General features: G+C 65.0%; 21 protein-coding genes. 13 read left to right on the top strand and 8 right to left on the bottom strand.

The genetic code is table 11. From position 1 onward, the window contains the following. Positions 1 to 103: 103 nt before the first annotated feature. The 3 genes from FLO80_RS03605 to FLO80_RS03595 form a co-directional block, all read right to left on the bottom strand. Entirely contained in the window at positions 104 to 487 is a 384-nt protein-coding gene (locus FLO80_RS03605) for an arsenate reductase ArsC (protein ID WP_111363802.1), read from the bottom strand. A 60-nt stretch (positions 488 to 547) separates the two neighbouring features. Then, complete coding sequence (gene arsB, locus FLO80_RS03600; protein ID WP_111363804.1) at positions 548 to 1624, bottom strand: ACR3 family arsenite efflux transporter; 1077 nt, start codon at positions 1622 to 1624, stop codon at positions 548 to 550. Between the two features lie 85 nt (positions 1625 to 1709). After that, positions 1710 to 2087, bottom strand: coding sequence for an ArsR/SmtB family transcription factor (locus FLO80_RS03595; RefSeq protein WP_188078206.1), 378 nt, complete (start codon positions 2085 to 2087; stop codon positions 1710 to 1712). 181 nt (positions 2088 to 2268) lie between these two features. Here FLO80_RS03595 and FLO80_RS03590 point away from each other — a divergent pair, with 181 nt between their 5' ends. After that, the gene (locus FLO80_RS03590) at positions 2269 to 2871 is read left to right on the top strand and encodes a superoxide dismutase (RefSeq protein ID WP_111363807.1); all 603 of its coding nucleotides are present in this window, start codon (positions 2269 to 2271) and stop codon (positions 2869 to 2871) included. Between the two features lie 146 nt (positions 2872 to 3017). Here the strand turns inward: FLO80_RS03590 and FLO80_RS03585 are convergent, their stop codons facing one another. Next, positions 3018 to 3590, bottom strand: a complete 573-nt coding sequence (locus tag FLO80_RS03585) for an LOG family protein (protein ID WP_111363809.1) — start codon at positions 3588 to 3590, stop codon at positions 3018 to 3020. A 107-nt stretch (positions 3591 to 3697) separates the two neighbouring features. Between FLO80_RS03585 and FLO80_RS03580 the strand changes: the two genes are divergently transcribed. From FLO80_RS03580 to FLO80_RS03570, 3 genes are all read left to right on the top strand, one after another. Beyond that, on the top strand, positions 3698 to 5377 hold the full coding sequence (locus FLO80_RS03580) for a LysM peptidoglycan-binding domain-containing protein (RefSeq protein WP_111363812.1): 1680 nt from the start codon (positions 3698 to 3700) through the stop codon (positions 5375 to 5377). Positions 5378 to 5469: 92 nt separating this feature from the next. After that, positions 5470 to 7320, top strand: coding sequence for an ABCB family ABC transporter ATP-binding protein/permease (locus FLO80_RS03575; protein ID WP_111363815.1), 1851 nt, complete (start codon positions 5470 to 5472; stop codon positions 7318 to 7320). After that, on the top strand, positions 7317 to 7835 hold the full coding sequence (locus FLO80_RS03570; protein WP_111363818.1) for a GNAT family N-acetyltransferase: 519 nt from the start codon (positions 7317 to 7319) through the stop codon (positions 7833 to 7835). Before FLO80_RS03575 ends, FLO80_RS03570 begins: the two co-directional genes overlap by 4 nt. Positions 7836 to 7876: 41 nt before the next feature. Here the strand turns inward: FLO80_RS03570 and FLO80_RS03565 are convergent, their stop codons facing one another. Together FLO80_RS03565 and FLO80_RS03560 are read right to left on the bottom strand one after the other, a co-directional pair. Next, positions 7877 to 11758: an efflux RND transporter permease subunit gene (locus FLO80_RS03565; protein ID WP_111363820.1), complete on the bottom strand. Its 3882-nt coding sequence runs from the start codon at positions 11756 to 11758 to the stop codon at positions 7877 to 7879. Continuing rightward, complete coding sequence (locus tag FLO80_RS03560; RefSeq protein WP_111363823.1) at positions 11755 to 13035, bottom strand: efflux RND transporter periplasmic adaptor subunit; 1281 nt, start codon at positions 13033 to 13035, stop codon at positions 11755 to 11757. The genes FLO80_RS03565 and FLO80_RS03560 overlap by 4 nt, the downstream gene beginning before the upstream one ends. Positions 13036 to 13322: 287 nt before the next feature. On the opposite strand from FLO80_RS03560, the gene FLO80_RS03555 reads away from it, so the two are divergent. The 4 genes from FLO80_RS03555 (at position 13323) to FLO80_RS03540 (ending at position 18066) form a co-directional block, all read left to right on the top strand. After that, positions 13323 to 14018: a tetratricopeptide repeat protein gene (locus tag FLO80_RS03555; protein ID WP_111363826.1), complete on the top strand. Its 696-nt coding sequence runs from the start codon at positions 13323 to 13325 to the stop codon at positions 14016 to 14018. 77 nt (positions 14019 to 14095) lie between these two features. Further along, a complete protein-coding gene (locus FLO80_RS03550; RefSeq protein WP_111363829.1) occupies positions 14096 to 15439 on the top strand; it encodes a PQQ-like beta-propeller repeat protein in 1344 nt (447 codons plus the stop codon). Between the two features lie 47 nt (positions 15440 to 15486). Further along, positions 15487 to 16938: a ribosome biogenesis GTPase Der gene (gene der, locus FLO80_RS03545; protein WP_111363831.1), complete on the top strand. Its 1452-nt coding sequence runs from the start codon at positions 15487 to 15489 to the stop codon at positions 16936 to 16938. 132 nt (positions 16939 to 17070) lie between these two features. Next, positions 17071 to 18066, top strand: coding sequence for a fatty acid desaturase (locus tag FLO80_RS03540; protein ID WP_188078205.1), 996 nt, complete (start codon positions 17071 to 17073; stop codon positions 18064 to 18066). Between the two features lie 252 nt (positions 18067 to 18318). On the opposite strand, the gene FLO80_RS03535 is transcribed toward FLO80_RS03540, so the two are convergent. Further along, complete coding sequence (locus FLO80_RS03535; protein ID WP_111363837.1) at positions 18319 to 19029, bottom strand: TspO-related membrane protein; 711 nt, start codon at positions 19027 to 19029, stop codon at positions 18319 to 18321. 61 nt (positions 19030 to 19090) lie between these two features. Next, positions 19091 to 20383, bottom strand: a complete 1293-nt coding sequence (gene serS / locus FLO80_RS03530) for a serine--tRNA ligase (RefSeq protein ID WP_111363840.1) — start codon at positions 20381 to 20383, stop codon at positions 19091 to 19093. Between the two features lie 229 nt (positions 20384 to 20612). Here serS and yajC point away from each other — a divergent pair, with 229 nt between their 5' ends. Genes yajC through FLO80_RS03505 form a run of 5 tightly spaced genes read left to right on the top strand, consistent with a single transcriptional unit; the run spans position 20613 to position 24677 of the window. After that, positions 20613 to 20897: a preprotein translocase subunit YajC gene (gene yajC, locus FLO80_RS03525; protein WP_111363843.1), complete on the top strand. Its 285-nt coding sequence runs from the start codon at positions 20613 to 20615 to the stop codon at positions 20895 to 20897. A 35-nt stretch (positions 20898 to 20932) separates the two neighbouring features. Beyond that, entirely contained in the window at positions 20933 to 22597 is a 1665-nt protein-coding gene (gene secD, locus FLO80_RS03520) for a protein translocase subunit SecD (protein WP_111363845.1), read from the top strand. 4 nt (positions 22598 to 22601) lie between these two features. Then, entirely contained in the window at positions 22602 to 23570 is a 969-nt protein-coding gene (gene secF, locus FLO80_RS03515) for a protein translocase subunit SecF (RefSeq protein ID WP_111363848.1), read from the top strand. Further along, a complete protein-coding gene (locus FLO80_RS03510; RefSeq protein WP_111363851.1) occupies positions 23563 to 24327 on the top strand; it encodes a TSUP family transporter in 765 nt (254 codons plus the stop codon). The genes secF and FLO80_RS03510 overlap by 8 nt, the downstream gene beginning before the upstream one ends. Next, the gene (locus FLO80_RS03505) at positions 24324 to 24677 is read left to right on the top strand and encodes an Mth938-like domain-containing protein (protein WP_111363854.1); all 354 of its coding nucleotides are present in this window, start codon (positions 24324 to 24326) and stop codon (positions 24675 to 24677) included. Before FLO80_RS03510 ends, FLO80_RS03505 begins: the two co-directional genes overlap by 4 nt. Positions 24678 to 24692: the final 15 nt, after the last annotated feature.

Below are 24692 nucleotides of genomic sequence, written 5' to 3'. Positions count from 1 at the left end.
TTTGGGAGTTCAGGCCACCCGCCGGGATCGTCGAGACCTTGGGGCCTGTGAGTATTTTTCCCAAGAAAGAACAGGATGTGCCGCTGTCCGTTTGTGATGTCGGTCAGCCGGGCACCAGGGTCTCGATCCGCGCCTTGATCTCGTCGCGGGCGGCGCGAAAGGCGGCGATGTCGCCCGCCGGGGCCGGATCGGCGATGGGCCAGTGAAGGCGTTGCACCGTGCCGGGCACGATGGGGCAGACCTCTTCGGCGCACAGCGTCACGATCAGGTCCGCGGTGTCGGGCGAGACCTGTTCGAGAGGTTTGGACCAGTGATCGGAGATGTCGATGCCCAGTTCGGACATCGCCCGGACCGCCAGCGGGTTCAACGTGCCGGGGTCCGAACCTGCGCTGACCACCTCGAAGGAGGCGGGCAGCAGCGCGCGGGCCAGCCCCTCGGCCATCTGGCTGCGGGCGGAGTTGGCGACGCAAAGAAACAGGATACGCATGGTGTTATGCCTTGTTGGTGTCGAGTGGGCCGCCCGGGGCGGTGGTGGCGTGGATCGCGATCAGGGTTGCGCCTTGCTCCTGCGCCTGCGGATCGCGCGTTCCTCGTCCGGGAACCAGTGCGCGGTGCGGTTGGCGAACCAGACGAGCGACAGCATCACCGGCACCTCGACCAGCACGCCCACCACGGTAACGAGGGCGGCGATGGAATTGAGGCCAAAGAGCCCGATGGCCACGGCAACGGCGAGTTCAAAGAAGTTCGAGGTGCCGATCATCGCGCAGGGGGCGGCCACCTTGTGTGGCACGTGCCAGGCCCGGGCGGTCCAATAGGCCACCGCGAAGATGCCGTAGGATTGGATGAGCAGCGGGATCGCGATCATCACGATGACCAGTGGCCGGGTCAGGATCACCTCGCCCTGGAAACCGAAGAGCAGGACCACCGTGGCCAGCAGCCCGAGGATGGAAAAGGGTTTCACCCTGGCCGTGAATGCGCCCACCGCCGCTTCGGCCTGTGCCGGGCTGGGCGCTCCGCGTGTCATGATCGCGCGCGTGACGATCCCCGCCAGCAGCGGGATCACGACGTAAAGCCCGACCGACAGCACCAGCGTTTCCCACGGCACGGTGATGTCGGTGACACCGAGCAGCAAGGCAACGATCGGCGCATAGGCAAAGACCATGATCGCATCGTTGAGCGAGACCTGCGCCAGCGTGTAATTGGGATCGCCCTTGGTCAGTTGCGACCAGACGAACACCATGGCGGTGCAGGGTGCTGCCCCGAGAAGGATCATGCCCGCGATATACTGCCCGGCGGTGCCCGGCTCGATGAAGGGGGCAAAGACCCATTCGAAGAACAGCAGGCCGAGGGCGGCCATGGTGAAGGGTTTGATCAGCCAGTTCACCGTCAGCGTGATGATCATGCCCTTGGGGCGTTCATGCACCCGCGCGAGGCTGGAAAAATCCACGGCCACCATCATCGGGTAGACCATGAACCAGATCAGGATCGCGACGACGAAGTTGACCGAGCCGTATTCCAGCGAGGCCAGAAAGCTCACAAGCCCGGGTGTGACCTGGCCGAGTGCCAGCCCGGCAATGATCGCCAGCGCGACCCAGACCGAGAGATAACGTTCAAAAACAGGCATTTCTATCTTCCTTCGTTCGGCTCGAAGCGGGGTTGGGGGGTGTCGGTTATGCAGCAATTCACCGGATACTGACCCATGAGGCGGATCATTGGGCGGTTTCCTTCGGAACGTAGCCTTCGGGGGTGTAACAAAAGGAATCCTCGCTTTCGGGGGGCTTTGCGGCGATGGATTCGAGCAGGGTTTGCAGCGGGGCGAGCGCCGCAGGGTCGAGCGAATAGCAGATCCGGGGGTAGTCGATCCTGCCCTGCACGATCCCGGCCTCTTTCAGGATCCGCAGGTGTTCCGAGACGGTCGATTGCGCGAGCCCCACCTGATCGACGATGTCGCCGCCGATGCAGCCGGGCCGCGAGAGCAGGAAGGCGATGATTCGCACCCGCGCGGGATGGGCCAGCGCCTTGGCCAATGCGGCGACTTGCTCTGTCTTGTCCGCAGGGGATGACACGAGATCGTTCCGGTTGAGCATCTGGATCGTCCTTTGTATCGGTGATGTCCGATGCATATGGATCGGTGTTCAACGATACAAGGGAAAATTTTGACATTCGGGGCCGCGCCGGTTTTTATGCCACCCCGGGGTTGACCTTTGCCGGGCTTGCCCCCCATTTGTCTGGGAATGGTTTAACGCGAACAAAAAGGGGGGCTTTCCCATGGCTTTCGAACTTCCTGATCTTCCTTATGCCCATGATGCGCTGGCTGCGAAGGGCATGTCGAAGGAGACGCTGGAATATCACCACGACCTGCACCACAAGGCCTATGTCGACAATGGCAACAAGCTGATCGCGGGAACCGAGTGGGAGAACAAACCGCTCGAAGAGATCGTGAAAGGCACCTACCAGGCCGGGGCCGTGGCGCAGAACGGGATTTTCAACAATGCCTCGCAGCACTGGAACCACATGCAGTTCTGGGAAATGATGGGGCCGGGCGACGCGGGCATGCCGGGCGAGCTTGAAAAGGCGATCACCGAGGCGTTCGGGTCGGTCGACAAGTTCAAGCAGGAGTTCGCCGCCGCGGGGGCCGGGCAGTTCGGTTCGGGCTGGTGCTGGCTGGTGCAGAACGGCGATGGGTCGCTGGCCGTGACCAAGACGGAAAACGGCGTCAACCCGCTCTGTTTCGATCAGACCGCGCTTTTGGGCTGTGACGTGTGGGAGCATTCCTACTACATCGATTTCCGCAACAAGCGCCCGGTCTATCTGGATAATTTCCTCAACAACCTGGTGAACTGGGAAAACGTGGCGAGCCGGATGAAATAAGCCTGCCTGCCAGGCGTGAGATGACGGCCGTCCTTTCGAGGGCGGCCGTTTTGCTTTGCGCGCTGGCGATGACACGCGGGCGCGGCGTCGGTGCTGGCGTGGCGCCAGGTGAGTATTTTTACCAAGAAAGAACGGGCAGGGCGAGGTCAGCCCGTGACGAGGAGCTTGGCACGCAGGGTCGAGATGGCGGTCTCGGGCGTGTCCACGCGGGTGATGAAGTCGCGCAGCGAGGCATCGGCAAAGCCCTGTGCGATCACGTGATCCACAAGCGTGGTGAGCGGACCCCAGTAGCCCCTGGTGTCGAGCAGCAGGATCGGCTTGGCGTGCAGGCCGAGCTGCGCCCAGGTGAGCACTTCGAAGAATTCATCGAGACTGCCCGCGCCGCCCGGCAGGACCACGATGGCGTCGGAGTTCATGAACATGACCTTCTTGCGCTCGTGCATGTTCTCGGTGACGACGAAGCGGGTGAGGTCGCGTTTGCCCACTTCAAGCTGCATGAGATGGGACGGGATGACGCCGAATGTGTCGCCGCCGGCCGACTGCGCAGCGCGCGCCACGGCGCCCATGAGCCCGACATCGCCCGCGCCATAAACCAGCCGCCAGCCCTCGCGGGCCAGCGCGGTGCCGAAACCGGTGGCGTCTTGCATATAGGCGGAATCGGCGCCGGGGCGCGAGCCGCAATAGACACAGATCGAAGGCTGGGGCGTGAGTGCGGTCATGGGGATCCGTTCTGTGGGGGCAAGAGGTGTTTTGACCCCTGTTATACTTGTTGCTAAAGAGGCTCAACCGCGTTTGCTGCCATGGCGCGGAGGGGAAGGATTCTGACATGAGCAAACTGGCCGGGCTATCCGGGATGCAGGGCGTGATGCTGGCGGGGGCCGCGGTTGCCGCGGTCGCATTGGCGGGGGCCTGGTGGGGCGGGGTGTTGACGCCTGAACCCGAGGTTCCTGCACCGGTGGCGGTGGAGCCGCAGAGCACGCCCGGGCCGGAAAGCGATGGCTCAGGGCCCGGGCAGGACCGCGCGGAGGTGGAAACGCAGGCACCCACCCCGGGCGTGGACCCCGTGCCGGAGGCCGACATTGCGTCGGATGTGGCGCCCGTGTCCGAGGCCGATCCTGCGCCGGACACGGCGTCTGAGCGCGCGGCTTTGCCGGAACCGGACCCCGCGCCCGAACCGCCGGTTGCGGGCGGACCAGCCGAACCTGCGGGGGATGCAGAGGACGTGGCGGAAACCGTGTCAGGGCCGGAGGCGGCGGCGAATGATACTGGTGAGGCTGATGCGGATCAGGCGGTGGACAGCCCGCATTCGCCCCGGCTCGACCTCGTGCGGATCGAGGTGGATGGCAGCGCGATGGTGGCGGGGCGCGGTGCCCCGGGGGCCGAGATCGTGATCGAGTTGGATGGTGCGGAAGTGAGCCGTTTGCGGGCGGGCGGCGATGGCAGTTTTGCCGGATTCCTGAGTGTGCCGCCGTCGGATGCGGCGCGGGTCCTTCGGCTGGTGCAGATCGTGGACGGCGAGCGGCAGGTGTCGCGCGACGAGGCGATCCTTGCGCCGGTGGAGATTGCGGCGGTGGAGCCGGGCGTGGATGTGGCAATGGGTGACGAGGCCGGGTCAAGGGGCGATCCGGCGCCGACCGAGCCGGAAGCGACCGCATCGGCGCAGGATACGCCGGCGGAAGACCCGGCGCGGGATGCGGCTGTGCAGGAACAGGTTGCACGGGACGACACGGGCGGCCCCGATGACAGGGGCAGCGATGCGGGCGACGATACGGACCGGTCGGCACGGGCGGGGGTGTCGGACACCCCGGATGCGCAGCCCGAGGCGGCGCCGCAACCCGATGTTCAGCCGGTGGTGACGGTGCAGCCGGAAAGCCCCGAAACGGGCGGCACGGAAGTCCTGGCCGCGCCGCAGCCTGCCCCGGAGCCTGCCCCGGTGCCCGTGCAGCGGCGGACCGCGGTTCTGCTGTCCGATGACGCGGGGGTGCGGGTGGTGCAGCCACCAGTGTCGGGCGAGGCCACGCCGGAGGTGATGAGCGCGGTGGCGATCGACGCGATCACCTATTCCGAGGCCGGAGAGGTCGAGATCACCGGGCGGGGGCGTCGCGCGGGAGGTGAGGATGGCGGGTTTGTGCGGGTCTATCTCGACAACCGCCCGGTGATCACCTCGCGGATCGCGGTGGACGGAAACTGGCGCACGGAACTGCCGGATGTGGATACGGGCGTCTATACCTTGCGTGTCGATCAGATCGACGATGAAGGTCGGGTGGTGAGCCGGGTCGAGACGCCGTTCAAGCGCGAGGCGCCGCAGGTTCTGGCCGATGCCACGACCGAGTCCGGGCCGGTGACGGCGGTGACGGTGCAGCCGGGCAACACGCTTTGGGCGATTGCGCGCGAGAATTACGGCGAGGGCATTCTCTACGTGCGGCTTTACGAGGCCAATCGCGATCGCATCCGCGACCCCGACCTGATTTATCCCGGGCAGGTGTTCGACATTCCGCGCGAGTGAGGGTTTGACCCGGCGCGCTGCGGGGGCTGCCTCTGGCATTCCCGGGGAAAGGGACATATCTAAGCCCCTCGACCCCGAGGAAAGGACGACCGATGCGCCGAGGCCGCGCCAAGACCGATACCAGGCTCAACAAGGATCAGGCGTCGGGGCTGCGCACGATCCGGCGGGTCGCGCCCTATCTGTGGCCGGATGAACCGGCATGGGTGAAACGCCGGGTGGTGCTGGCGATGGTGGCACTTGTGGCCGCCAAGGTGATCGCCGTGCTGACGCCGATGATCTACAAGCTTGCGGTCGATGCGCTGAGCGGTGACGGGGCAGGATCGGGCAGCGGGGCAGGCGCCGGGATGAGCCAGTTGATGCTGGGTGCGGTGGGGCTGACCGTGGCCTATGGCATGGCCCGGCTGATGACCAACGGGTTCCAGCAATTGCGCGACGCGTTTTTCGCCGCCGTCGGGCAGCGGGCGCTGCGGGCGCTGGCGCTGGAGACCTTTCGGCACATCCACCGGCTCTCGTTGCGGTATCACATCACGCGCCGCACCGGTGGGTTGAGCCGGATCATTGAGCGCGGCGTGAAGGGGGTCGAATTCCTGCTGCGCTTCTTGCTGTTCAGCATCGCGCCGCTGGTGCTCGAACTCATGATGATCGGGGTGATCTTTTTCATGCTGTTCGATGCGCGCTATCTTGGTGCGGTGGTGCTCACTATCGCGCTTTATGTCTGGTTCACCTTCAAGGTGACGGAATGGCGCGTGAAGCTGCGCCGCGAGATGAACGATCAGGACACGGATGCCAACCAGAAGGCGATCGACAGCCTGCTGAATTTCGAGACGGTCAAGTATTTCGGCGCCGAGGAGCGCGAGGCGCGGCGTTATGACAGCGCGATGGCGGCCTATGCGCGGGCCGCGCTCAAGACCGCGTATTCGCTGGCTTTCCTGAATTTCGGGCAGTCCTTCCTGATCACAGGCGGGTTGGTCGCGGTGATGGTCTTTGCCGCGATTGAGGTGCAGAACGGCACGCTGACCGTGGGCGATTTCGTGATGGTCAATGCCTACATGATCCAGATCACCATGCCGCTCAATTTCCTGGGCACGGTTTACCGCGAGATCCGGCAGGCGTTGGTTGATATGGGCGAGATGTTCGATCTGCTGGAGCAGCCCACCGACGTGGCCGACAAACCCGATGCCAAACCGCTGGCGGTGGATGGCGGGGTGGTGCGGCTCGACGATCTGCGCTTTGGCTACGAGGCCGAAAGACCGATCCTCAAGGGCGTGAGCCTTGAGGTCGACGCGGGGCAGAGCGTGGCCATCGTGGGGCCGTCGGGGTCGGGGAAATCGACCATTGGGCGGCTCTTGTTCCGGTTTTACGATGTGCAGGGTGGGGCGCTCACGATTGATGGGCAGGATGTGCGCGACGTCACCCAGAAGAGCCTGCATGACGCGATTGGCGTGGTGCCGCAGGATACGGTGCTGTTCAACGACACGATCCGCTACAACATCGCCTATGGCCGCGACGGGGCCAGCGAGGAAGAGATCGTGGCCGCGGCGAAGGATGCGCAGATTCACGATTTCATCACCAGCCTGCCGCAGGGTTATGACACGGCGGTGGGTGAACGGGGGTTGAAGCTTTCGGGCGGTGAAAAGCAGCGGGTGGGCATTGCCCGGACCCTGCTCAAGAACCCGCCGATCCTGCTTCTGGACGAGGCGACGAGCGCGCTTGATACCGAGACCGAGCAGGAGATTCAGGGCGCGCTCAAACGGGCCGCCGAGGGGCGCACGGTGATCACCATCGCGCACCGCCTATCGACGGTGGCGGATGCCGACCGGATCGTCGTTCTGGAGAATGGCGAGATTGCCGAAGAAGGCACCCATGCCGATCTTCTGGCGCGGCAGGGGCGCTACTGGAGCCTGTGGCAGCGGCAGGCGTCGGACCGCGAGGAAGCGGCGTGATCCGGGTGCGGGATGCGGGTGCCGCGGACGCGGCGATGGTTCAGGAAATTCACCGGGAGGCCTTTGGGCAGGATGACGAGGCGGCGCTGGTCGCCGCGCTCTTGCAGGACGAGACGGCGCAGCCGGCCCTGTCGCTGCTGGCCGAAACCGACGAAGGCACGGTCGGGCATATCCTCTTCAGTGCGGCCGGGATCGCGGGGCGAAGGGCGGCGCTTCTGGCGCCGTTGGCGGTGCGCCCCGCGTGCCAGCGAAAGGGAATTGGTGGTGCGCTGATCGCTGAAGGGCTGACGCGATTGCGTGCGGATGGCGTGGCGGCGGTCTTTGTGTTTGGTGACCCGGCCTATTACGGGCGGTCGGGATTTGGTCCGGCCTTTGCCCGTGGCATGGAGCCGCCCCATCCGGTTGAAGAGCCATGGCGCGACGCCTGGCAGGTGGCGGTCTTTGCCCCTGATACCGGGTCAGGCCGAGTCGGGGTCGCGCAGAGTTTTGACGACCCTGTGTTGTGGCAGGTCTGAACACGCGCTGCGAGGCTGCAAAGGCTGGGCGGGCTGTTGTGCTACTCGGCGGCGCGCACGGTGTCGTTGCCCTTGTCTGTCTTGCTCTCGGTCTCGTCGGTTTCCGCGTCGGGCTGGGTGCTGTCCTTGTCGGCATCGGCGGGTGATTCCAGCTTGCCGAGGCGAGCGAAGACCGATTGCATCTCGTCCGCGGTGGGGTCGGTGGTGCCGTTGTCGACCTCTTCGAAATCGGCCGGGACAGTGGCGAATTCCGTGGGCCAGAGCAGTTCGGGCCCACTGATCCGGTTGGCGGCCCGGCGCAGTGCGAAATCCTGTGCCGCGCGGCTGGCCCGGCCGAGGCTGAGCGCCTTGAGCGCGCGGGCGGTCCAGACGGCATAGGTCGAGACCCAGACCCTGAGCGCCAGCATCGAAGGGGTGAAGACCAGCGTGAGCATGGTGGCCACGCCAAGGCCGAACACGACCGCGGTGGCCAGTTGTTTCCACCACAGCGCGGTCGGGCTGTCGATCGTGTAACCGCCGTTCCAGAAATCGAGGCTGAGCCCGAACATCATCGGCGTGAGGCCGGCCATGGTGGTGATCGTGGTCAGGATCACCGGGCGGATGCGGTCTTCGGCGGTGCGGATGATCGCCTCGCCCCGGGGCATGTAGCTGGCACAATCCTGATAGGTGTCGATCAGCACGATATTGTTGTTCACCACGATACCCGCGAGCGAGACGATGCCCACGCCGGTCATGATGACCGAGAAGGACTGATCCATGACCAGCATGCCGATCAGCACCCCGGTGGTCGATAACACCACGGCGAGCAGCACCAGCACGGCATTGTAGAAGCTGTTGAACTGCGCCAGCAGGATGATGAACATCAGCGCCAGTGCCCCGGCGAAGGCGGACATCAGGAAGGTCTGGCTTTCGGCCTGGTCGTCCTGGTCGCCGGTCCATTCCCATTCGATGCCGCCCGGCAGGGGGCTGGTTTCAAGCCATTCGGTCAGATGGGCGATGCGTTCATTGGCGGTGACGGGCGCGGTGCGGGTCTCGCCCGCGTTGATCGCGGTGCGGATATCGTCGCGGGTGACGCCCGGTGCGAGGGCAAGGAGCGCGTGGTCCGTGCCGTCGGGCAGGGTGATCGTGTCGGTGCCGGACGTGAGCGGGCCAAGCGTGGCCAGTGGGCGGGTGCCGTCGCCCACGACCTGCCGCAGGTTCAGATGGCCCGCGCTGACCGCCGCCTTGATGTCGAAATAGCGGGTCTGGTCGGTGCGGTTGATCTCGGCCAGTTTGGCGACCGGTTGACGGGTGATGAAATTCGACAGCGGCACCAGCCCCTCGGCGGTGCGCAGCTTGAGCGTGTCGAGGGTCGAGAGCACGCGGTCGCCCTCGGGCAGGCGGACGCGGATCTCGATCTCCTCGTCCGAGCTGTCCACCCGCATCGTGTCGAGCAGCAGGCCACGGGTGACAAGCTGGACCATGCCGCCCACGGTGGCCACGTCGGCGCCAAAGCGCCCGGCCTGTTCGACATCGACGTCGATCTGCCAGTCGATGCCGGGCAGGGGCAGCGTATCCTCGACCAGTTCGAGTGCGAGGGTCTCGTCGAACCGGGCGCGGGCGGCTTCGGTGGCCGCGATGAGGTCTTCCCAGTCGTCGCCCTTGAGCCGCAGGTGTACCGGCTTGGCCGAAGCGGGGCCGCGCGACTGCGAGATGATCTCGATCCTGATGCCGGGGATCTGTTCGAGCGCCTCGGTCAGTTCGTCGATCACGATGTCGCCGTCGAGGTCGGGCCGGTCGGTGCGGTCCTCCCAGGGGATGGTTTCGAACTGGACCTGGCCGATCGTATCCTTGGGCGGCTGCGCACCGCCGGTATTGTTGTTTAACCCGCCCTCGCCGGCGAAGGCAAAGGCGTTATCGACACCCGGATGCGCCAGCACGACCTTCTCGGCCTGCTGCACCAGCGCGTCCTTTTGCGCAATCGAGAGATTGCCGCGTGCCCGCACATAGACGATGCCCTGTTCGGGTTCGCTCTCGACGAAGAATTCGGTGCCGTTGTTGTTCTCGCCGTAATAGACAAAGACGTTGACCACCACGAAGACCACCGCCGCGATGGTCACGATCGGCATGAACGGGTTGCCGGTCAGCAGCTTGATGAACCAGCCGAACCCCGTGCGGCGACGGCGCCCGGCGACGGGTGGCGCGCGGCGGGCGATCCTGGCCGCGGAGAGCGTGATCGAACTTGCCATCGTCCCGAGAAGGAAGAGGACAATGCCGGGCACATAGGCCATGAACCCGGTCAGCGGGGTTGACCCGCCGGTCAAGGGGCGCATGAGGTAATCGGGGTTGAGCACCTGCATCATGCCCACGAAGATCAGGCCGAGCGCGGGCGGGACGAGCGCGGCGCGCAGGGTCCAGGGAAGGCGGGCGCGCAGCCAGTCGGCGACGCGGGTGAAGCTTCGTGTCACGCGCCCGGTTACCCCGCCCATGACCGGCAGGTAGATCAGCGCCACTATGAGCGAGGCCGAAAGCACGAAAATGAGCGTGACCGGCAGCATCCCCATGAACTGCCCCGGCACGCCGGGCCAGAACAGCATCGGCAGAAAGGCGCAAAGCGTCGTGGCGGTTGACGAGATCACCGGCCAGAACATGCGCTTGGCGGCCTCGACATAGGCATGCATCGGCCCGGTGCCGGCCTGAATGCGCTTGTCGGCGTATTCAACGACCACGATGGCACTGTCGACCAGCATGCCAACGGCAAGGATCAGTCCGAACATCACGATGTTGGACACGGGCACGTCCATCACGGCGAGAAAGGCAAAGCACAGCAGGAAAGAGGTCGGGATGGCAAAGCCCACGAGCAGCGCGGGGCGCACGCCGAGCGCGCCGAGCACGACGATCATCACCAGCGCGATGGCGGTCAGCACCGAGCCTTCGAGCTGGCTGATCATGCTGCCCACGACGCGGGACTGGTCGTTCGAGGTGCCGACCTGAACGGCGGCGTGCATTTCGGGGGGCCATTCGGCGCTGGCGCGTTCAACCGTGGCCTTGACCGTGTCGGCCATGTCGAGAAGGTTGAAGCCCTTGCGCTTGACCACCTGGAGCGCGACGGTGTTTTCGCCGTTGAACCGCGCGGTCGAGCGGCGGTCTTCGAAGGTCAGGCGGATATCGGCCAGATCGCCCAGCGTGACCACCCGATCGCCATTGGTCTTGACCGGCAGGGAATAGACATCCTGCGGGCTGTCGAAGCTTGACGGGATCTTGACCGCGAAGGTGCCGGTGGCGGAGTCCACCTCGCCCGCGGCAATCAACTGGTTATTGTTCTGCACGACCGAGATCAACTCGCCTGCGGTCACGTTGTAGGATTCGAGCTTGAGCGGGTCGATCACCACTTCGAGCATCTCGTCGCGGTTGCCCGCGATGCCCGCTTCGAGCACGGAATCGAGCGTCTCGATCCGGTCTTGCAGATCCTTGGCGATGCGGTTCATCGTGCGTTCGGGCACCGCCCCGGTGAGGTTGATGATCAGCACCGGGAATTCCGAGAAATTGATCTCGTTGATCGAATATTTCTCGAATCCCTGGGGAAACTTTCCCTCGGCCGTGTTCATCGCGTCGCGGACATCGGCCATGGTGGAGCTTTTGTCCCAGCCGAATTCGAACTCCAGAAACACCCCGGCATAGTTCTCGGCGGCGGTCGAGGTCATTTTCTTGAGCCCGTCGAGATCGCTGAGTTCGGTCTCCATCACCTTGACGAGCAGGGTTTCGCTGTCCGAAGCGGAGATGCCGGGAAAGGGGACCGAGACGAAGAGGCCCGGGATCTGGATATCGGGCTCGCCCTCCTTGGGGAGCTGGAAATAGGAATAGCCGCCCGCCAGAAGCGAGAGCGCGATAAAGGCGAGCACCATGCGGGCCCGGTTCGTGGCCCAGTCGACAATGCGGGTCATTGCGTCTGGTCCTCGTAGCTGGGCCGGACCGGCACGCCGTCGACCACGTATTCCTGCCCGATCACGATCACGTCGGCGCGATCATCGAGCCCGGTGATCCAGACACCTTGCGCAGTGTCGCGCAGGAGGGCGACGGGGCGGAACAAGGCGTGGTTTTGATCGTCGACGATGCGCACCCCGAGCCTGCCGTCATCACTGAGCGTGAGGGCCGATTGCGGCACGAGATGTGCCGATGCCCCGTCCGAGGCGATGGCGATCTCGGCGGTCTGGCCGTCGCGGATGGCGAGGTCGGGATTGGGCACTTGCAGTTCGACCCGGAAGGTGCGGGTCAGCGGATCGGCGGCGCGTGACAGGAAGGTGACGCGACCCGTCACCTCGTGCCCGTCGGCGAGGCGCGCACCGGCCTGCGCGCCAACCTCGACACGGTCGATCTGGGTTTCGGGCACGAAGCCGACGACCCGGATCGGGTCGAGCTGGATCACGGTGGCGCAGAGACTGCCGGGAGAGATCAGCGAGCCGAGTTCGGCGGTGTCGGATTCGAGCAGACCCGCGAAGGGGGCGTGGATTTCGAGCCGCGACATCTCTTTTTCCGCCGCCGCTACCGCGGCCTCGGCCGACTGGATGCCCGCGGCCACGGTCATCAGTCCCGATTGCGCGGTCTTGACCCCGGCCTCGGCGGATTTCACCGCCGCCTCGGCGCCGCGGATCGCGGCCTGTGCGCCGGCGACGCGGGATTCGGAGGCAAAGCCACCCTCGGACAGTTTGCGCGCGGCGTTGTCGTTGATGCGGGCCTCTTCGAGCTGTGCCTTGGCGGTTTCGAGTTGGGCTTCGGCGGTGGGAATGCGGGCTTCGGCCTCGGGCATGCGGGCGCGGGCCTCTTCGAGGCGCGCCCGCGCCTCGGCCAGCGAGGCCGCCCGGGTGCCCGGATCGAGACGGCAGAGCAATTCACCAGCCTCGATGAAAGCGCCCTTGCGCAACGGTTCGGAGACCACGAGGCCCGAAGTTTCGGCGCGCACTTCGACCTGACGGGCGGCCTCGGTCTGGCCGCGCAGAATGACGGCGCTGTCGATTTCCCGGGCGTCGGAGTGCATGGCGACGACACCGATGGCATCGGACTGCGCCGGGCCGGGGTCTTGCGTGGCCGTGCTGTCCTGGCTCGCCATGGTGGTCGTCTCGGCTTCGCCGCGCGCGAAGGAGAATAGCATGTCGCGCTCGATGATCAGCAGATAGAGGAATGCCGTCACGAGGCAGGCTGTCAGAAGCGGGATGATGCGCATATAACTCGCCTTTCGCGACCATTTGCCGGGCGGTACTACCGCTTGTCGGCTAATTAGGCAAAATCGCCCGGTTTGCAAGCATCACGCGGGCTCCGAAGGATGCTGCGGCACAGAAAGTGAACTCACGGGTTCAGTTTAGTGCCGCCCGGGAATGAATTCAAGCGGGCGTGTTGGTGCTTTTTCCCCGGTGATTTTCTTCGGTGATGCCAGGCAATCGCGACACGCGCGGCCCTTGGCAGCGCGCGGGTGCTGCGCTAAGAGGGGCGAAACCGAAAAGGGGCGAGTGCGTGAGCCAGACCGACAGTTTTATCGAGGAAGTCACCGAAGAGGTGCGGCGCGACCGGTTGTTCGCGTTGATGCGGCGTTATGGATGGATCGCGATTCTGGCGGTTCTCTTGCTGGTCGGTGGCGCGGCGTGGAATGAATGGCGCAAGGCGCAGAATGAACGCGCGGCGCAACAGACTGGCGATGCGATGATCGCGGCGTTGCAGGCCGATGCGCCCGAGGCACGGGCGGACGCGTTGGCCAGTCTTGACCCCGAGAGCCCGGGGGCGCAGGCCGTGGCCGCGTTGCTGGCGGCGGGCGAGCAGGTTGATGCGGGCGCGCATGATGCTGCGATTGACGGGCTGAAGGCGGTGTCGGAACGTTCTGACCTGCCATTGGTGTATCGTCAGGTTGCGCTGTTCAAGCTGTTGGCCGTGCAGGGCAGGAACCTTTCGCCCGAGGAGCGCCGTGAAGGCTACGCCTCGCTGATCGGGCCGGGATCGCAACTGCGGCTTCTGGCCGAGGAGCAACTGGCGCTGATCGACGTGGAAACCGGCGAGACCGGCGCCGCGGTCGAGCGGTTGCAGGCGATTGCGCAGGATGACGGGGCAACGGCGGGCTTGCGTCGGCGGGCAACTCAGTTGATTGTGGCCCTGGGCGCCGAGCCGGAGACGCCGGTACGTGTGAACGGGGCGGCGTCGGCCACGAACGGCGGGTAACGCCGCGATGACAGGGCCGGAATGACAAGGTAGGTGGGGCCATGATCTGGGCTGAGACAGGGGCAGGACGGGCAGCAATGCGGGTTCGATTGGTCAGAAACTGGGGTTGGGCCCTTGGCCTCGCCGGTCTGGTCGGGCTGAGCGCCTGTGCCGAGCGCCAGGTCATCCTGCCGGGAGAGCGCGAGAACCTGCGCGCCGTCCTGAGCGAGGACGAGGCCGCGCTGGCCGCGCAAGAAGTGCCCGAGAACCGGGCGCTTCCGGTGAGCCTGCCGGCCACTGTTGCGAATACCGCCTGGACGCAACGCCACGGCAGCCCGGCAACGCGGGTGGCCCATCCGGCCTTTGGTGGCGCGATGGAGATGCTGTGGAGCAACGATATTGGCGCGGGCGACGCGCGGCGCAACCGCATCACCGCCGATCCGGTGGTGGCCGGCGGGCGCATTTTCACCCTTGATTCCGAAGCCCGGGTGACGGCGACGAGCACCGGCGGTGAAACCGTCTGGTCGAGCGATCTTGTCCCGCCGCGCGACCGTGGACGCGATGCCACCGGCGGGGGACTGGCCTTTGCCGATGGCAAGCTCTTTGTCTCGTCGGGATTCGGGTTGCTTACCGCGCTTGATGCCGCGACCGGGCAGCAGCTATGGCAGCAAAAGCTTGAAACGACGGGGTCGGGCACGCCGACGGTGATGGGCGACACGGTCTACCTTGTCGCGGGGGATCGCACGGCATGGGCGCTCAATACCGAAAATGGCCGCATTCTCTGGCAGTTCGATTCAACGCCCAGCGTGCATAACGTCCTGGGCGGACCGGCCCCGGCACTGAACGACCAGGTGGCGATCTTCGCCTTTGGCTCGGGCGAGGTCCAGGCGGCGTTCCGCGGTGGCGGGCTGCGGCTCTGGAACGCGGTGATCTCGGGGCATCGCGACGGGTTCAGCCGGGCGCGGGTGACCGATATAACCGGTGACCCGGTCCTGTCGGGCACCACGGCCTATGTCGGCACCTATGGTGGGCGGCTGGTCGCACTCAACGCGGGCACGGGCGAGCGTTTGTGGACCGCAGAAGAGGGGCCGCTCAACCCGGTCTGGGTGGCGGGTGGCTCGCTGTTCCTGGTCTCGGATCAGAACGAGCTGGTCCGGCTCGATGCCGAGGATGGCAGCCGGATCTGGGGCACGAAACTTCCGCTTTTCGTCAAGGATCGACCCCGGCGTCAGAAAGAGGTGTTCGCCCATTACGGGCCGGTGATCGCGGGTGGCCGGTTGATCGTGGCCAGCAATGACGGGTTTGTCCGTTCCTTTGATCCGGTCTCGGGCGAGTTGGTGGGCACGGTCGAAATTCCCGGCGGGGCGACCACCAACCCGGTCTTTGCGGGTGGCGTGATGTATGTGGTCTCGTCGCGGGGTGCGCTTTACGCTTTCCGATGAGCCATTGGTGATGTATCGGGGCGGTCTGATGCGCCCGGAGCTTTGAGATGACATTTACCCTCGCCATCGTGGGACGGCCCAACGTGGGCAAATCCACCCTGTTCAACAGGCTGGTCGGCCGCCGCCTTGCGCTGGTCGATGATCAGCCCGGCGTGACGCGCGATTTGCGCGAGGGTGAGGCGCGGCTGGGCGATCTGCGATTCACGGTGATCGACACGGCGGGGCTTGAAGAGGCGACCGACGACAGCCTTCAGGGGCGGATGCGGCGGTTGACCGAACGCGCGGTCGAGATGGCCGATATCTGCCTGTTCATGATCGACGCGCGGGCGGGTGTGACGCCCACCGACGAGGTCTTTGCCGACATCCTGCGCAAGAAATCGGCGCATGTGATCCTCGCCGCCAACAAGGCCGAGGGGTCGGCGGCGGATGCGGGATTGATCGAAGCCTATTCGCTCGGCCTGGGCGAGCCGGTGCGGCTTTCGGCGGAGCATGGCGAGGGGCTGAACGAGCTGTATTCGATGCTGGCGCCGCTGTCGGATGCCTATGCGGAACGGGCCGCGCAGGACGCGCCCGAGACCGACGTCACGGTCGAGGACGACGACGAGGACACCCCGCGGATGCCGACCCGCGAGCGGCCCCTGCAGATCGCCGTAGTGGGTCGGCCCAATGCCGGAAAATCCACGCTTATCAACAAGATATTGGGCGAAGATCGCCTGCTGACCGGGCCCGAGGCGGGGATCACCCGCGATGCGATTTCGCTCATCCTCGACTGGGGCGACGTGCCGGTGCGATTGTTCGACACCGCCGGGATGCGCAAACGCGCCAAGGTGCAGGACAAGCTGGAAAAGCTGAGCGTTTCGGATGGCTTGCGCGCGGTGAAATTCGCCGAGGTGGTGGTGGTTCTGCTCGATGCCGAAATCCCGTTCGAGCAGCAGGATCTCAGGATTGCCGATCTGGCCGAGCGCGAGGGGCGCGCGGTGGTGGTGGCGGTCAACAAATGGGACGTGGAGCCGGAAAAGCAGCAGAAGCTGCGGGATCTGAAAGAAGCTTTCAACCGGCTTTTGCCGCAGTTGCGCGGGGCGCCGCTGGTGACGGTGTCGGCCAAGACCGGGCGGGGGTTGGACCGGTTGCAGGCCGCGGTGATGAAAGCCCATGAGGTCTGGAACCGGCGCGTGCCGACCGCCGCGCTCAACCGGTGGTTGGGCGACATGGTCGAGGCGCACCCGCCGCCCGCGCCGCAGGGCAAGCGGATCAAGCTGCGCTACATGACGCAAGCCAAGACGCGGCCGCCCGGTTTCGTGGTGATGTGCAGCCATCCCGACAAGATGCCAGACAGCTATTCTCGCTATCTTGTCAACGGGTTGCGGGACGACTTTGACATGCCCGGCACGCCGATCCGGCTTTATATGCGTGGGCAGGGCGATCGCAACCCCTATAAGGATCGCAAGAAAAAGGCGCCGTCGAAGCTGCGCAAGCATCTGGAGGGGCGGCGCGAGTGAGTTGACTCGCGGCAGGTAAGGTTTTTCATGCTTTTTCTTGGCCTCCGTTCTGGTTAGCCTTGTCCCATCGAAATAAGAATATTCTGCCTGCTCACGGCTATGTGGAGGGCAGAGTCGGGGGACGGTGACGAGATGAATATTCGTCAATTTACAAGGGGTTACACGGCGAAACATGATCGGCGTGCCTGGGGCGAGTTGTTGGGGACGCTGCTGGCTTACGGGGTGAGCATCGGGTTGGCCATCCTGTATGCGCAAACATGGTGGCTGGTCGTGCCGCTGACGGTGCTGGCGGGGTTGATGGGGGTGCGGGTCTACATGATCCAGCATGATTGCATGCATCGGGCCTTCTTTAGCTCGCGCAGGCTCAATGACGTGGTGGGCGAGGTGATTTCGCCAATATCGCTGAGCCCCTATGTGGCGACGCGCTATAACCACAATCTGCACCATGCGCATGTCGGCGATCTGGACCATCGCGAGGCCTTTGAAATCGACATCATGACGGTCGAGGAATACCGCAATGCGCCGCTGGCGCGGCGGCTTTGGTATCGGTTCTATCGCTCGCCCTTTACCCTGCTTCTGGTCGGGCCATTCGTGCTTTACCTCATCCTGCGGCGCTTTCCCCGGAATGGAATAAAGACCGGAGTTCAATGGGTTATCCTGCATGATGCGATGGTTGCGGGGTATTTCGCGGGGATATTCCTTGTCGCGGGTTGGGCCGGGATTATGGTGCTTCTCGGCTCGATCTATGTTGGGGCCACGTTCGGGGCGGTGATCCCTTACGTGGTGCATAATTTCGAGCAGGTCTATTGGGGCAGACGGCCGGAATATACCTTTGAAAAAGGGGCTTTGGAGGGGACTTCGGTGCTGCGGTTCGGCGCGTTGTTCGACCTGCTGACGCTCAACATCGCCTATCACGATCTGCACCACCTGAACGCCAATATCCCGTGCTACAACCTCAAACGCTGTTTCGCGGAGACGGGGGATCTGCTGGCGAGTTACGAGATCGGGTTTCGCGAGGCAATAAGTTGTTATCGCTGGAAACTTTACGATGAGCGGGCGCAGCGGATGGTGGGCTTTGCGGCGGCGCGCGACGGGGTGGGCGAAATGGTTAACGCACCTGCCGAATAAATTCGTTAACGTTAACGCGGGGCGGATTTGGCGCAAAATCACGACGCACAACGCGTGCACTGTCCGGCTGCCGCCCGGCTGCCGGGCAAATGGTTAACGACGGGGGGTGGGTGCTGCGTGAAAAGGTTAACGCATGTCGTATCGGACCGGATTCAGGCCCACTCGCCCCGGGTTTGAGGCGGGGCCTCTGACACGGCCGAGAGGCCCCGGCTCTGGGCCGGGGCGAGTGTTTCCAATCAGAGGCGACAGGCGCTAATGGGGCGCGCGGGCGTTGCGCCATGCCTGTAGCCCGAGGGCGGCGATGCCGATGGTGGCGAGGCCGAGTGTCGCCGGATCGAGCGGTGCGAGGTTTTGCACGACGACGCCGATCAGCGCCCAGATCACGCCCAGCGGATAGGCCAGCGTGTCGGGGCGGGCTCGGGTGATGGCGGTGGCGATGACAAGGGCCAGCGCGAGCGCGATGAGCGCGGCGACGCTCGGCCCGGTCACGCCGTATCCGGCCAGCATCAGCCCGACCGAGACGGACGAGGCGGCGGTGAGCCAGCCCGCGTAAAGCCCGATCGGTTCGCGCAGCCAGAGCCGGTCCTGCCGGTGGGCGCGCAAGAGCGCAGCCAGCGCGGTGACGAGCATGAGCCAGATCACGACCGTCGCCCAGGGCACCGAAACCTGTGCCAGCGGAATCCAGAACATGCCGAGCAGCAGGCTGACCAGAAGGGCGGGTCGCGCCGCGTGCCAGCCGGGCGCGTCGGGCCGATTGACGAGGCCATAGCCCGCGCCCGCAATGAGCCAGAGATAGATCAGCCCCCAGATCGAGAAGGCATAGCCCGCGGGCTGCACCGGTGGGTCGATCTGCGGCATCGGGAACTGGTCGGGGGCGAAGCCGTTGAAGCCGGATGTGACAAAGGGCACCAGCGCGAAGCCGATGGCCATGGTGAGGGTGAAGACGGCAAGAACGCGTGTCATTGATTTCAGATGTGGGGTCGGGCGGCGCGGTTCAAGATGTCGCGCCGCCCGGACGGAAGTTTCACACCAGCGTGCCGTCGGGCGAAAGCCGGGTCTTGCCGCGCAGATAGGGGTGCAGGGCCACGGGCAGATCGACCGACCCGTCGGTGGCCTGTCCGTTTTCCAGCACCGCGATCAGCGCCCGCCCCACGGCGAGGCCGGAGCCATTGAGCGTGTGGACGAATTGCGGCTTGCCGCCATCGGCGGGCTTGTAGCGCGCGTTCATGCGCCGGGCCTGGAAATCGCCGGCGACCGAGACCGATGAAATCTCGCGATAGGTGCCCTGGCCGGGCAACCAGACCTCGATGTCATGGGTCTTGAGCATGCCGAATCCCATGTCGCCGGAACAGAGCACCACGGTGCGATAGGGCAGGTCGAGCTTTTCGAGGATCGCCTCGGCGCAGCGGGTCATGCGGGCGTGTTCCGCCATCGAGTCCTCGGGCCGCGTGATCGAGACCATTTCGACCTTTTCGAACTGGTGCTGGCGCAGCATGCCCGCGGTGTCGCGCCCGGCGCTGCCCGCTTCGGAGCGGAAACACTGGGTGTGGGCGACATAGCGGCGGGGCAGGTCATCCTCGTCGATCACCGTGTCATTGACGATATTGGTGAGCGTCACCTCGGCGGTGGGGACGAGCCACCAGCCATTGGTGGTCTTGTAGCTGTCTTCGCCGAACTTGGGCAATTGCCCGGTGCCATACATCATCTCTTCGCGCACGAGCACGGGGGTCCATGTCTCGCTCAGCCCGTGGTCCTCGATGTGGGTGTCGAGCATGAACTGGGCGAGCGCGCGGTGAATGCGCGCGACGCCGCCCGACATCACCACGAAGCGGCTGCCCGAAAGCTTGGCGGCGGTTTCGAAATCCATGCCGGGTTTGACGCCCTCGATCTCGTAATGTTCGCGCGGGGTGAAATCGAAGTTGCGCAGGGTGCCGTGCTGGCGGATTTCGACATTGTCGGCCTCGTCCGCGCCGTCGGGCACATCGTCGGCAAGCCGGTTGGGCAGGGTCATCAGCAGGTCGGCGAGCTTGTGGTCAAGCTCTTTCGCCTCGGCCTGCATCTGGGCCACTTCGGATTTCTTGGCTGCGACCTCGTCACGCAGGCGGGTGAACTCGGCGTCGTTTCCGGCGGCCTTGGCGGCGCCGATCGCCTTGGCGGCGCGGTTCTGATCGGCCTGCGCGGTCTCGGCGGCGAGGATCTTGGCGCGGCGGGCCTCGTCGAGCGTGAGGATTTCCGACGACATCGGCGCTTCCCCGCGGCGGGCGAGGGCCGCATCGAACGCTTGAGGGTTATCGCGGATGGCGCGGATGTCATGCATCGGTCTTGTCCTTCGTGACTCGGGTGGTTGGTGGATGCCTTATGGCCGATTTAGACGCCGGTGGTAAACGGGGGAATGACGATGGGTGGGAGGCGGTGTCCGAACCGGGTTGAAAACCGGGTCTGAGGGGATTGCAAAGCCTTGGGTCAGGGCATAGGTTCCGCCAAACTTTGCACAGGCAGTTGCACAGGCACTGGCCGGTGCCAGCCAAGTATCGAAAGGGACTCTCATGGACGGCGCGCTTGCCTCGTTTCTTCCGCTCATCCTGATCTTCGCGATCATGTATTTCCTGCTCATCCGTCCGCAACAGAAGAAGTTGAAGGATCACCAGGCCATGGTCGAGGCGCTGCGCCGTGGCGATCAGGTCGTCACCCAGGGCGGGTTGATCGGCAAGGTTGCCAAGGTCAAGGACGATGGCGAGATCGAGGTCGAGATCGCCGAGGGCGTCAAGGTGCGGGTGGTCAAGGCGACCATCTCGCAAGTTCTGAGCAAGACAGAGCCCGCGAAGTCGTGAAACTCGCACATTGGTGCTGATCCGGGGGCGCTGTCATGCTTCAGATTGATACGTGGAAGCGGGTGCTGATCTGGGCCACCGTGGTGGTAGGCCTGATCCTGGCCATGCCGAACGCGTTTTACACGCGGGTCGAGACCCATAACGACGCGGTGCGCGCGGTCGAGAACGGCGGCGCGGCCGAGGGGCTGGCCGAACAGGTGGGGATGTGGCCCGGCTGGCTGCCTTCGGGGCTGGTCAACCTCGGGCTTGATCTGCGCGGCGGTGCGCATCTTCTGGCCGAGGTTCAGGTCGAGGATGTCTATCGCAGCCGTATCCGTGGCATGTGGCCCGAGATCCGCGACATGCTGCGCGAGGAGCGCGCCACGATTGGCACGATCCGCCTGCAACCCGGCCCCGAGGACCAGTTGCGCATCCGCGTATCCGAAGGCGACGAGGTGCAGCGCGCGGCGAGCCTTGTGCGGGGGCTGGCGCGGCCGGTCACGAGCCTGACCGGGGCGGGGGCGACGGATATCGACGTCTCGATCGAGGGCGACACGATCATCGTGCAGTTGTCGGATGCCGAGAAGCTGGCCACCGATGACCGCACCGTGCGCCAGGCGCTCGAGATCATCCGCAACCGGATCGACGAGGTCGGCACGCGCGAACCCACGATCCAGCGGCAGGGGTCGGAGCGAATCCTGATCCAGGTGCCCGGGCTGGGCAGTGCGGCGGAATTGAAGCGGATCATCGGCACCACGGCGCAACTGACCTTTCAGCCGGTGGTGACGCGTTCGAGCGGTGATGACGTGACCGCGGGGCCGGGCGAAGAGGTTCTGCCCGGTCGCGGCGAGGATCAGGGCGTGCGATACGTGCTGGAACAATCGCCGGTGGTGACCGGCGAGGATCTCGTCGATGCGCAGCCCAGTTTCGACCAGAACGGGCGGCCTGCCGTCACTTTCCGGTTCGATCCGTCGGGCGCGCGCCGGTTCGGCAATTACACCGCCGAGAATATCGGCAATCCCTTTGCCATCGTTCTCGATGGCGAGGTGATCAGCGCACCGACCATCCAGGCGCATATCGCGGGTGGCTCGGGCATCATCACCGGGCGGTTCACGCTGGAGGAATCGACCGAGCTGGCCGTGCTGCTGCGGGCCGGGGCGCTTCCGGCGGGGCTCGATTTTCTCGAAGAACGGACCATCGGGCCGGAACTCGGCGCCGACAGTATCGAGGCGGGCAAGATCGCGACCATCGTGGCGTTTGGCGCTGTTCTGGTGTTCATGGCGCTCAGCTATGGCATGTTCGGGCTTTTCGCCAACGTGGCGTTGATCATCAATATCGGGCTCATCTTCGGGCTGCTGAGCCTGATCGGGGCGACGCTGACCCTGCCCGGGATCGCGGGAATCGTGTTGACCGTAGGCATGGCGGTGGACGCCAACGTGCTGGTCTTCGAGCGTATCCGAGAGGAGCTCAAGACCGCGAAAGGCCCGGCGCGGGCGATCGATCTGGGCTATGAAAAGGCGCTGTCGGCCATCGTGGATGCCAATATCACCACGTTCATCACCGCGGTGATCCTTTACGCGGTAGGGTCGGGGCCGGTACGTGGCTTTGCGATCACGCTGGGCCTGGGGATCATGACATCGGTGTTCACGGCGATTTTCGTCACCCGGGTGATCATCGTGATGTGGTTCGAACGCCGCCGTCCCAAGACGTTGGAGGTCTGACGATATGCGCCTGAAACTCGTTCCCAATGACACCAAATGGGATTTCTTCGGCCGCCCGAAACTCTGGCTGGGGATTTCGGCGGTTCTGATGGTAGTGGCGCTGGCCAGTTTCCTCGTGCAGGGGCTGAATTACGGCATCGACTTTCGCGGTGGCACGACGATCCGCACCGAGAGTGCGCAGACCGTCGATATCGGCCTTTATCGCGGCGCGATTGATGCGCTCGAATTGGGCGACGTGACCATCACCGAGGTGTTCGACCCGACCTTCGGACCCGAGCAGAACGTGGCGATGGTGCGTATCCAGGCGCAGGACGGCGAGGAATCGGTCAGCCCCGAGGTGATCGAGGCGGTCGAGGCGGCGTTGCAGGAGGTGGTGCCAGATATCCGCTTCATAAGCGTCGAATCGGTCGGGCCCAAGGTGTCGGGCGAGTTGATCCAGACCGCGGTGATCGCGGTGCTTTTGGCCATCGGGGCGGTGCTGGTCTATATCTGGCTGCGGTTTGAATGGCAGTTCGCGCTGGGGGCGGTTGCGGCGCTGGTGCATGACGTGTTGCTGACCATCGGGATTTTCAGCGAATTGCAGATCAGGTTCGACCTCGCGATCATCGCGGCGCTTCTGACCATCGTGGGCTATTCGCTCAACGATACGGTGGTGGTGTTCGACCGGGTGCGCGAGAACCTGCGCAAATACAAGCAGATGCCGTTCAAGGAGGTGCTCAACATCTCGATCAACGAGACGCTGAGCCGGACGATCATGACCTCGGTTACCACGCTTCTGGCGCTGATCTCGCTTTTCGTGCTGGGCGGCGACGTGATCCGGGGCTTTGTCTTTGCCATGATCTGGGGCGTGATCGTGGGCACATACAGCTCGATCTTCGTGGCCAGTATCATCCTGTTGCGGCTGGGCGTGAAGCGCGACTGGTCCAAGCCGGACGCCAATGCGGGCACGCAATTCGCCAACATAGATGCCTGAGATCGTCGCCGATGCCTTTGCCATCGAGGGCATTGGATGGGTTTTCGCGGCGGCCCTCGTGGCCGGGATCGTGCGCGGGTTCGCCGGGTTCGGCACCGCGATGATCTTTCTGCCGGTGGCCACGCGGGTGGTCGAGCCGGTCTGGGCGATCATCATCCTCATGGTGATGGATTCGATCGGCCCCCTGCCGATGATTCCGCGGGCGCTGCGCGAGGGGCATCCGCGCGATCTCATGCGGCTTTTCGCGGGGACGGTGGTGGCGTTGCCGGTCGGTCTGGCGGTGCTCTTCTGGGTCGATCCGGTGGTGTTCCGGGTCGTGGTTTCTGTGCTGAGCCTGGCGCTTCTGGCGTTGCTGATCGGCGGGGTGCGCTATCGCGGCACATTGAGGCCGCCCTTGGTCTATGCCACCGGCGGGGTGGGCGGTTTCCTCGGCGGTGCGGTGGGCATTCCCGGGCCGCCGGTGATCCTGCTTTACATGGCAAGCCCGCATCCCGCCCGCGTGATCCGGGCGAATTCCACGACCTACCTTTACGGGTTCGACCTTCTGGTTCTGGCGAGTTTCGCGGTTCTGGGGCGGCTTTGGGGTCTCCCGCTGGTGCTTGGCCTGATGGCGGCGCTGCCTTATCTTCTAGGCAATGCACTGGGTTGGTGGATGTTCCGGCCCGGGTATGAGAGGCTCTATCGCGCGGTGGCCTACGGGATCATCGCCGCCTCGGCGCTGTCGGGGCTCTGGTCGGTCATTGGAGGGACGACATGAGGTTTTCGCAGGTCGACTTCGGTGATGTGCAACCGATCGACGGCTACGGGCCGGGATTCTTCCGCATCGGCGGCACTGTCTATGAGGGCGCGGTTCTGCTGACCACCACCGGGGTGGAGCCGCTGGAGGAGCTGGAGGATCGCACGCGCATCATGGCGCTGGTGGGCGAGATCGACGTGATCCTGTTCGGCACCGGGGCGGAGATCGCCAATATTGACGCGGGCCTGCGCGACGAGATCGAGGCGGCGGGGCTTGGGGCCGAGGTCATGAACACGCCCGCGGCCTGCCGGACATGGAACGTGCTGGCCGCCGAGGGGCGGCGCGTGGCGATGGCCGCACTTGCGGTGTGAAGGCGGTATGTCGCG

Source organism: Aquicoccus porphyridii (genome assembly GCF_008369105.1).
Classification (GTDB): domain Bacteria; phylum Pseudomonadota; class Alphaproteobacteria; order Rhodobacterales; family Rhodobacteraceae; genus Aquicoccus; species Aquicoccus porphyridii.
Note: the sequence above shows the minus strand (reverse complement) of the source record. Positions and strands in the feature narration are given on the sequence as shown.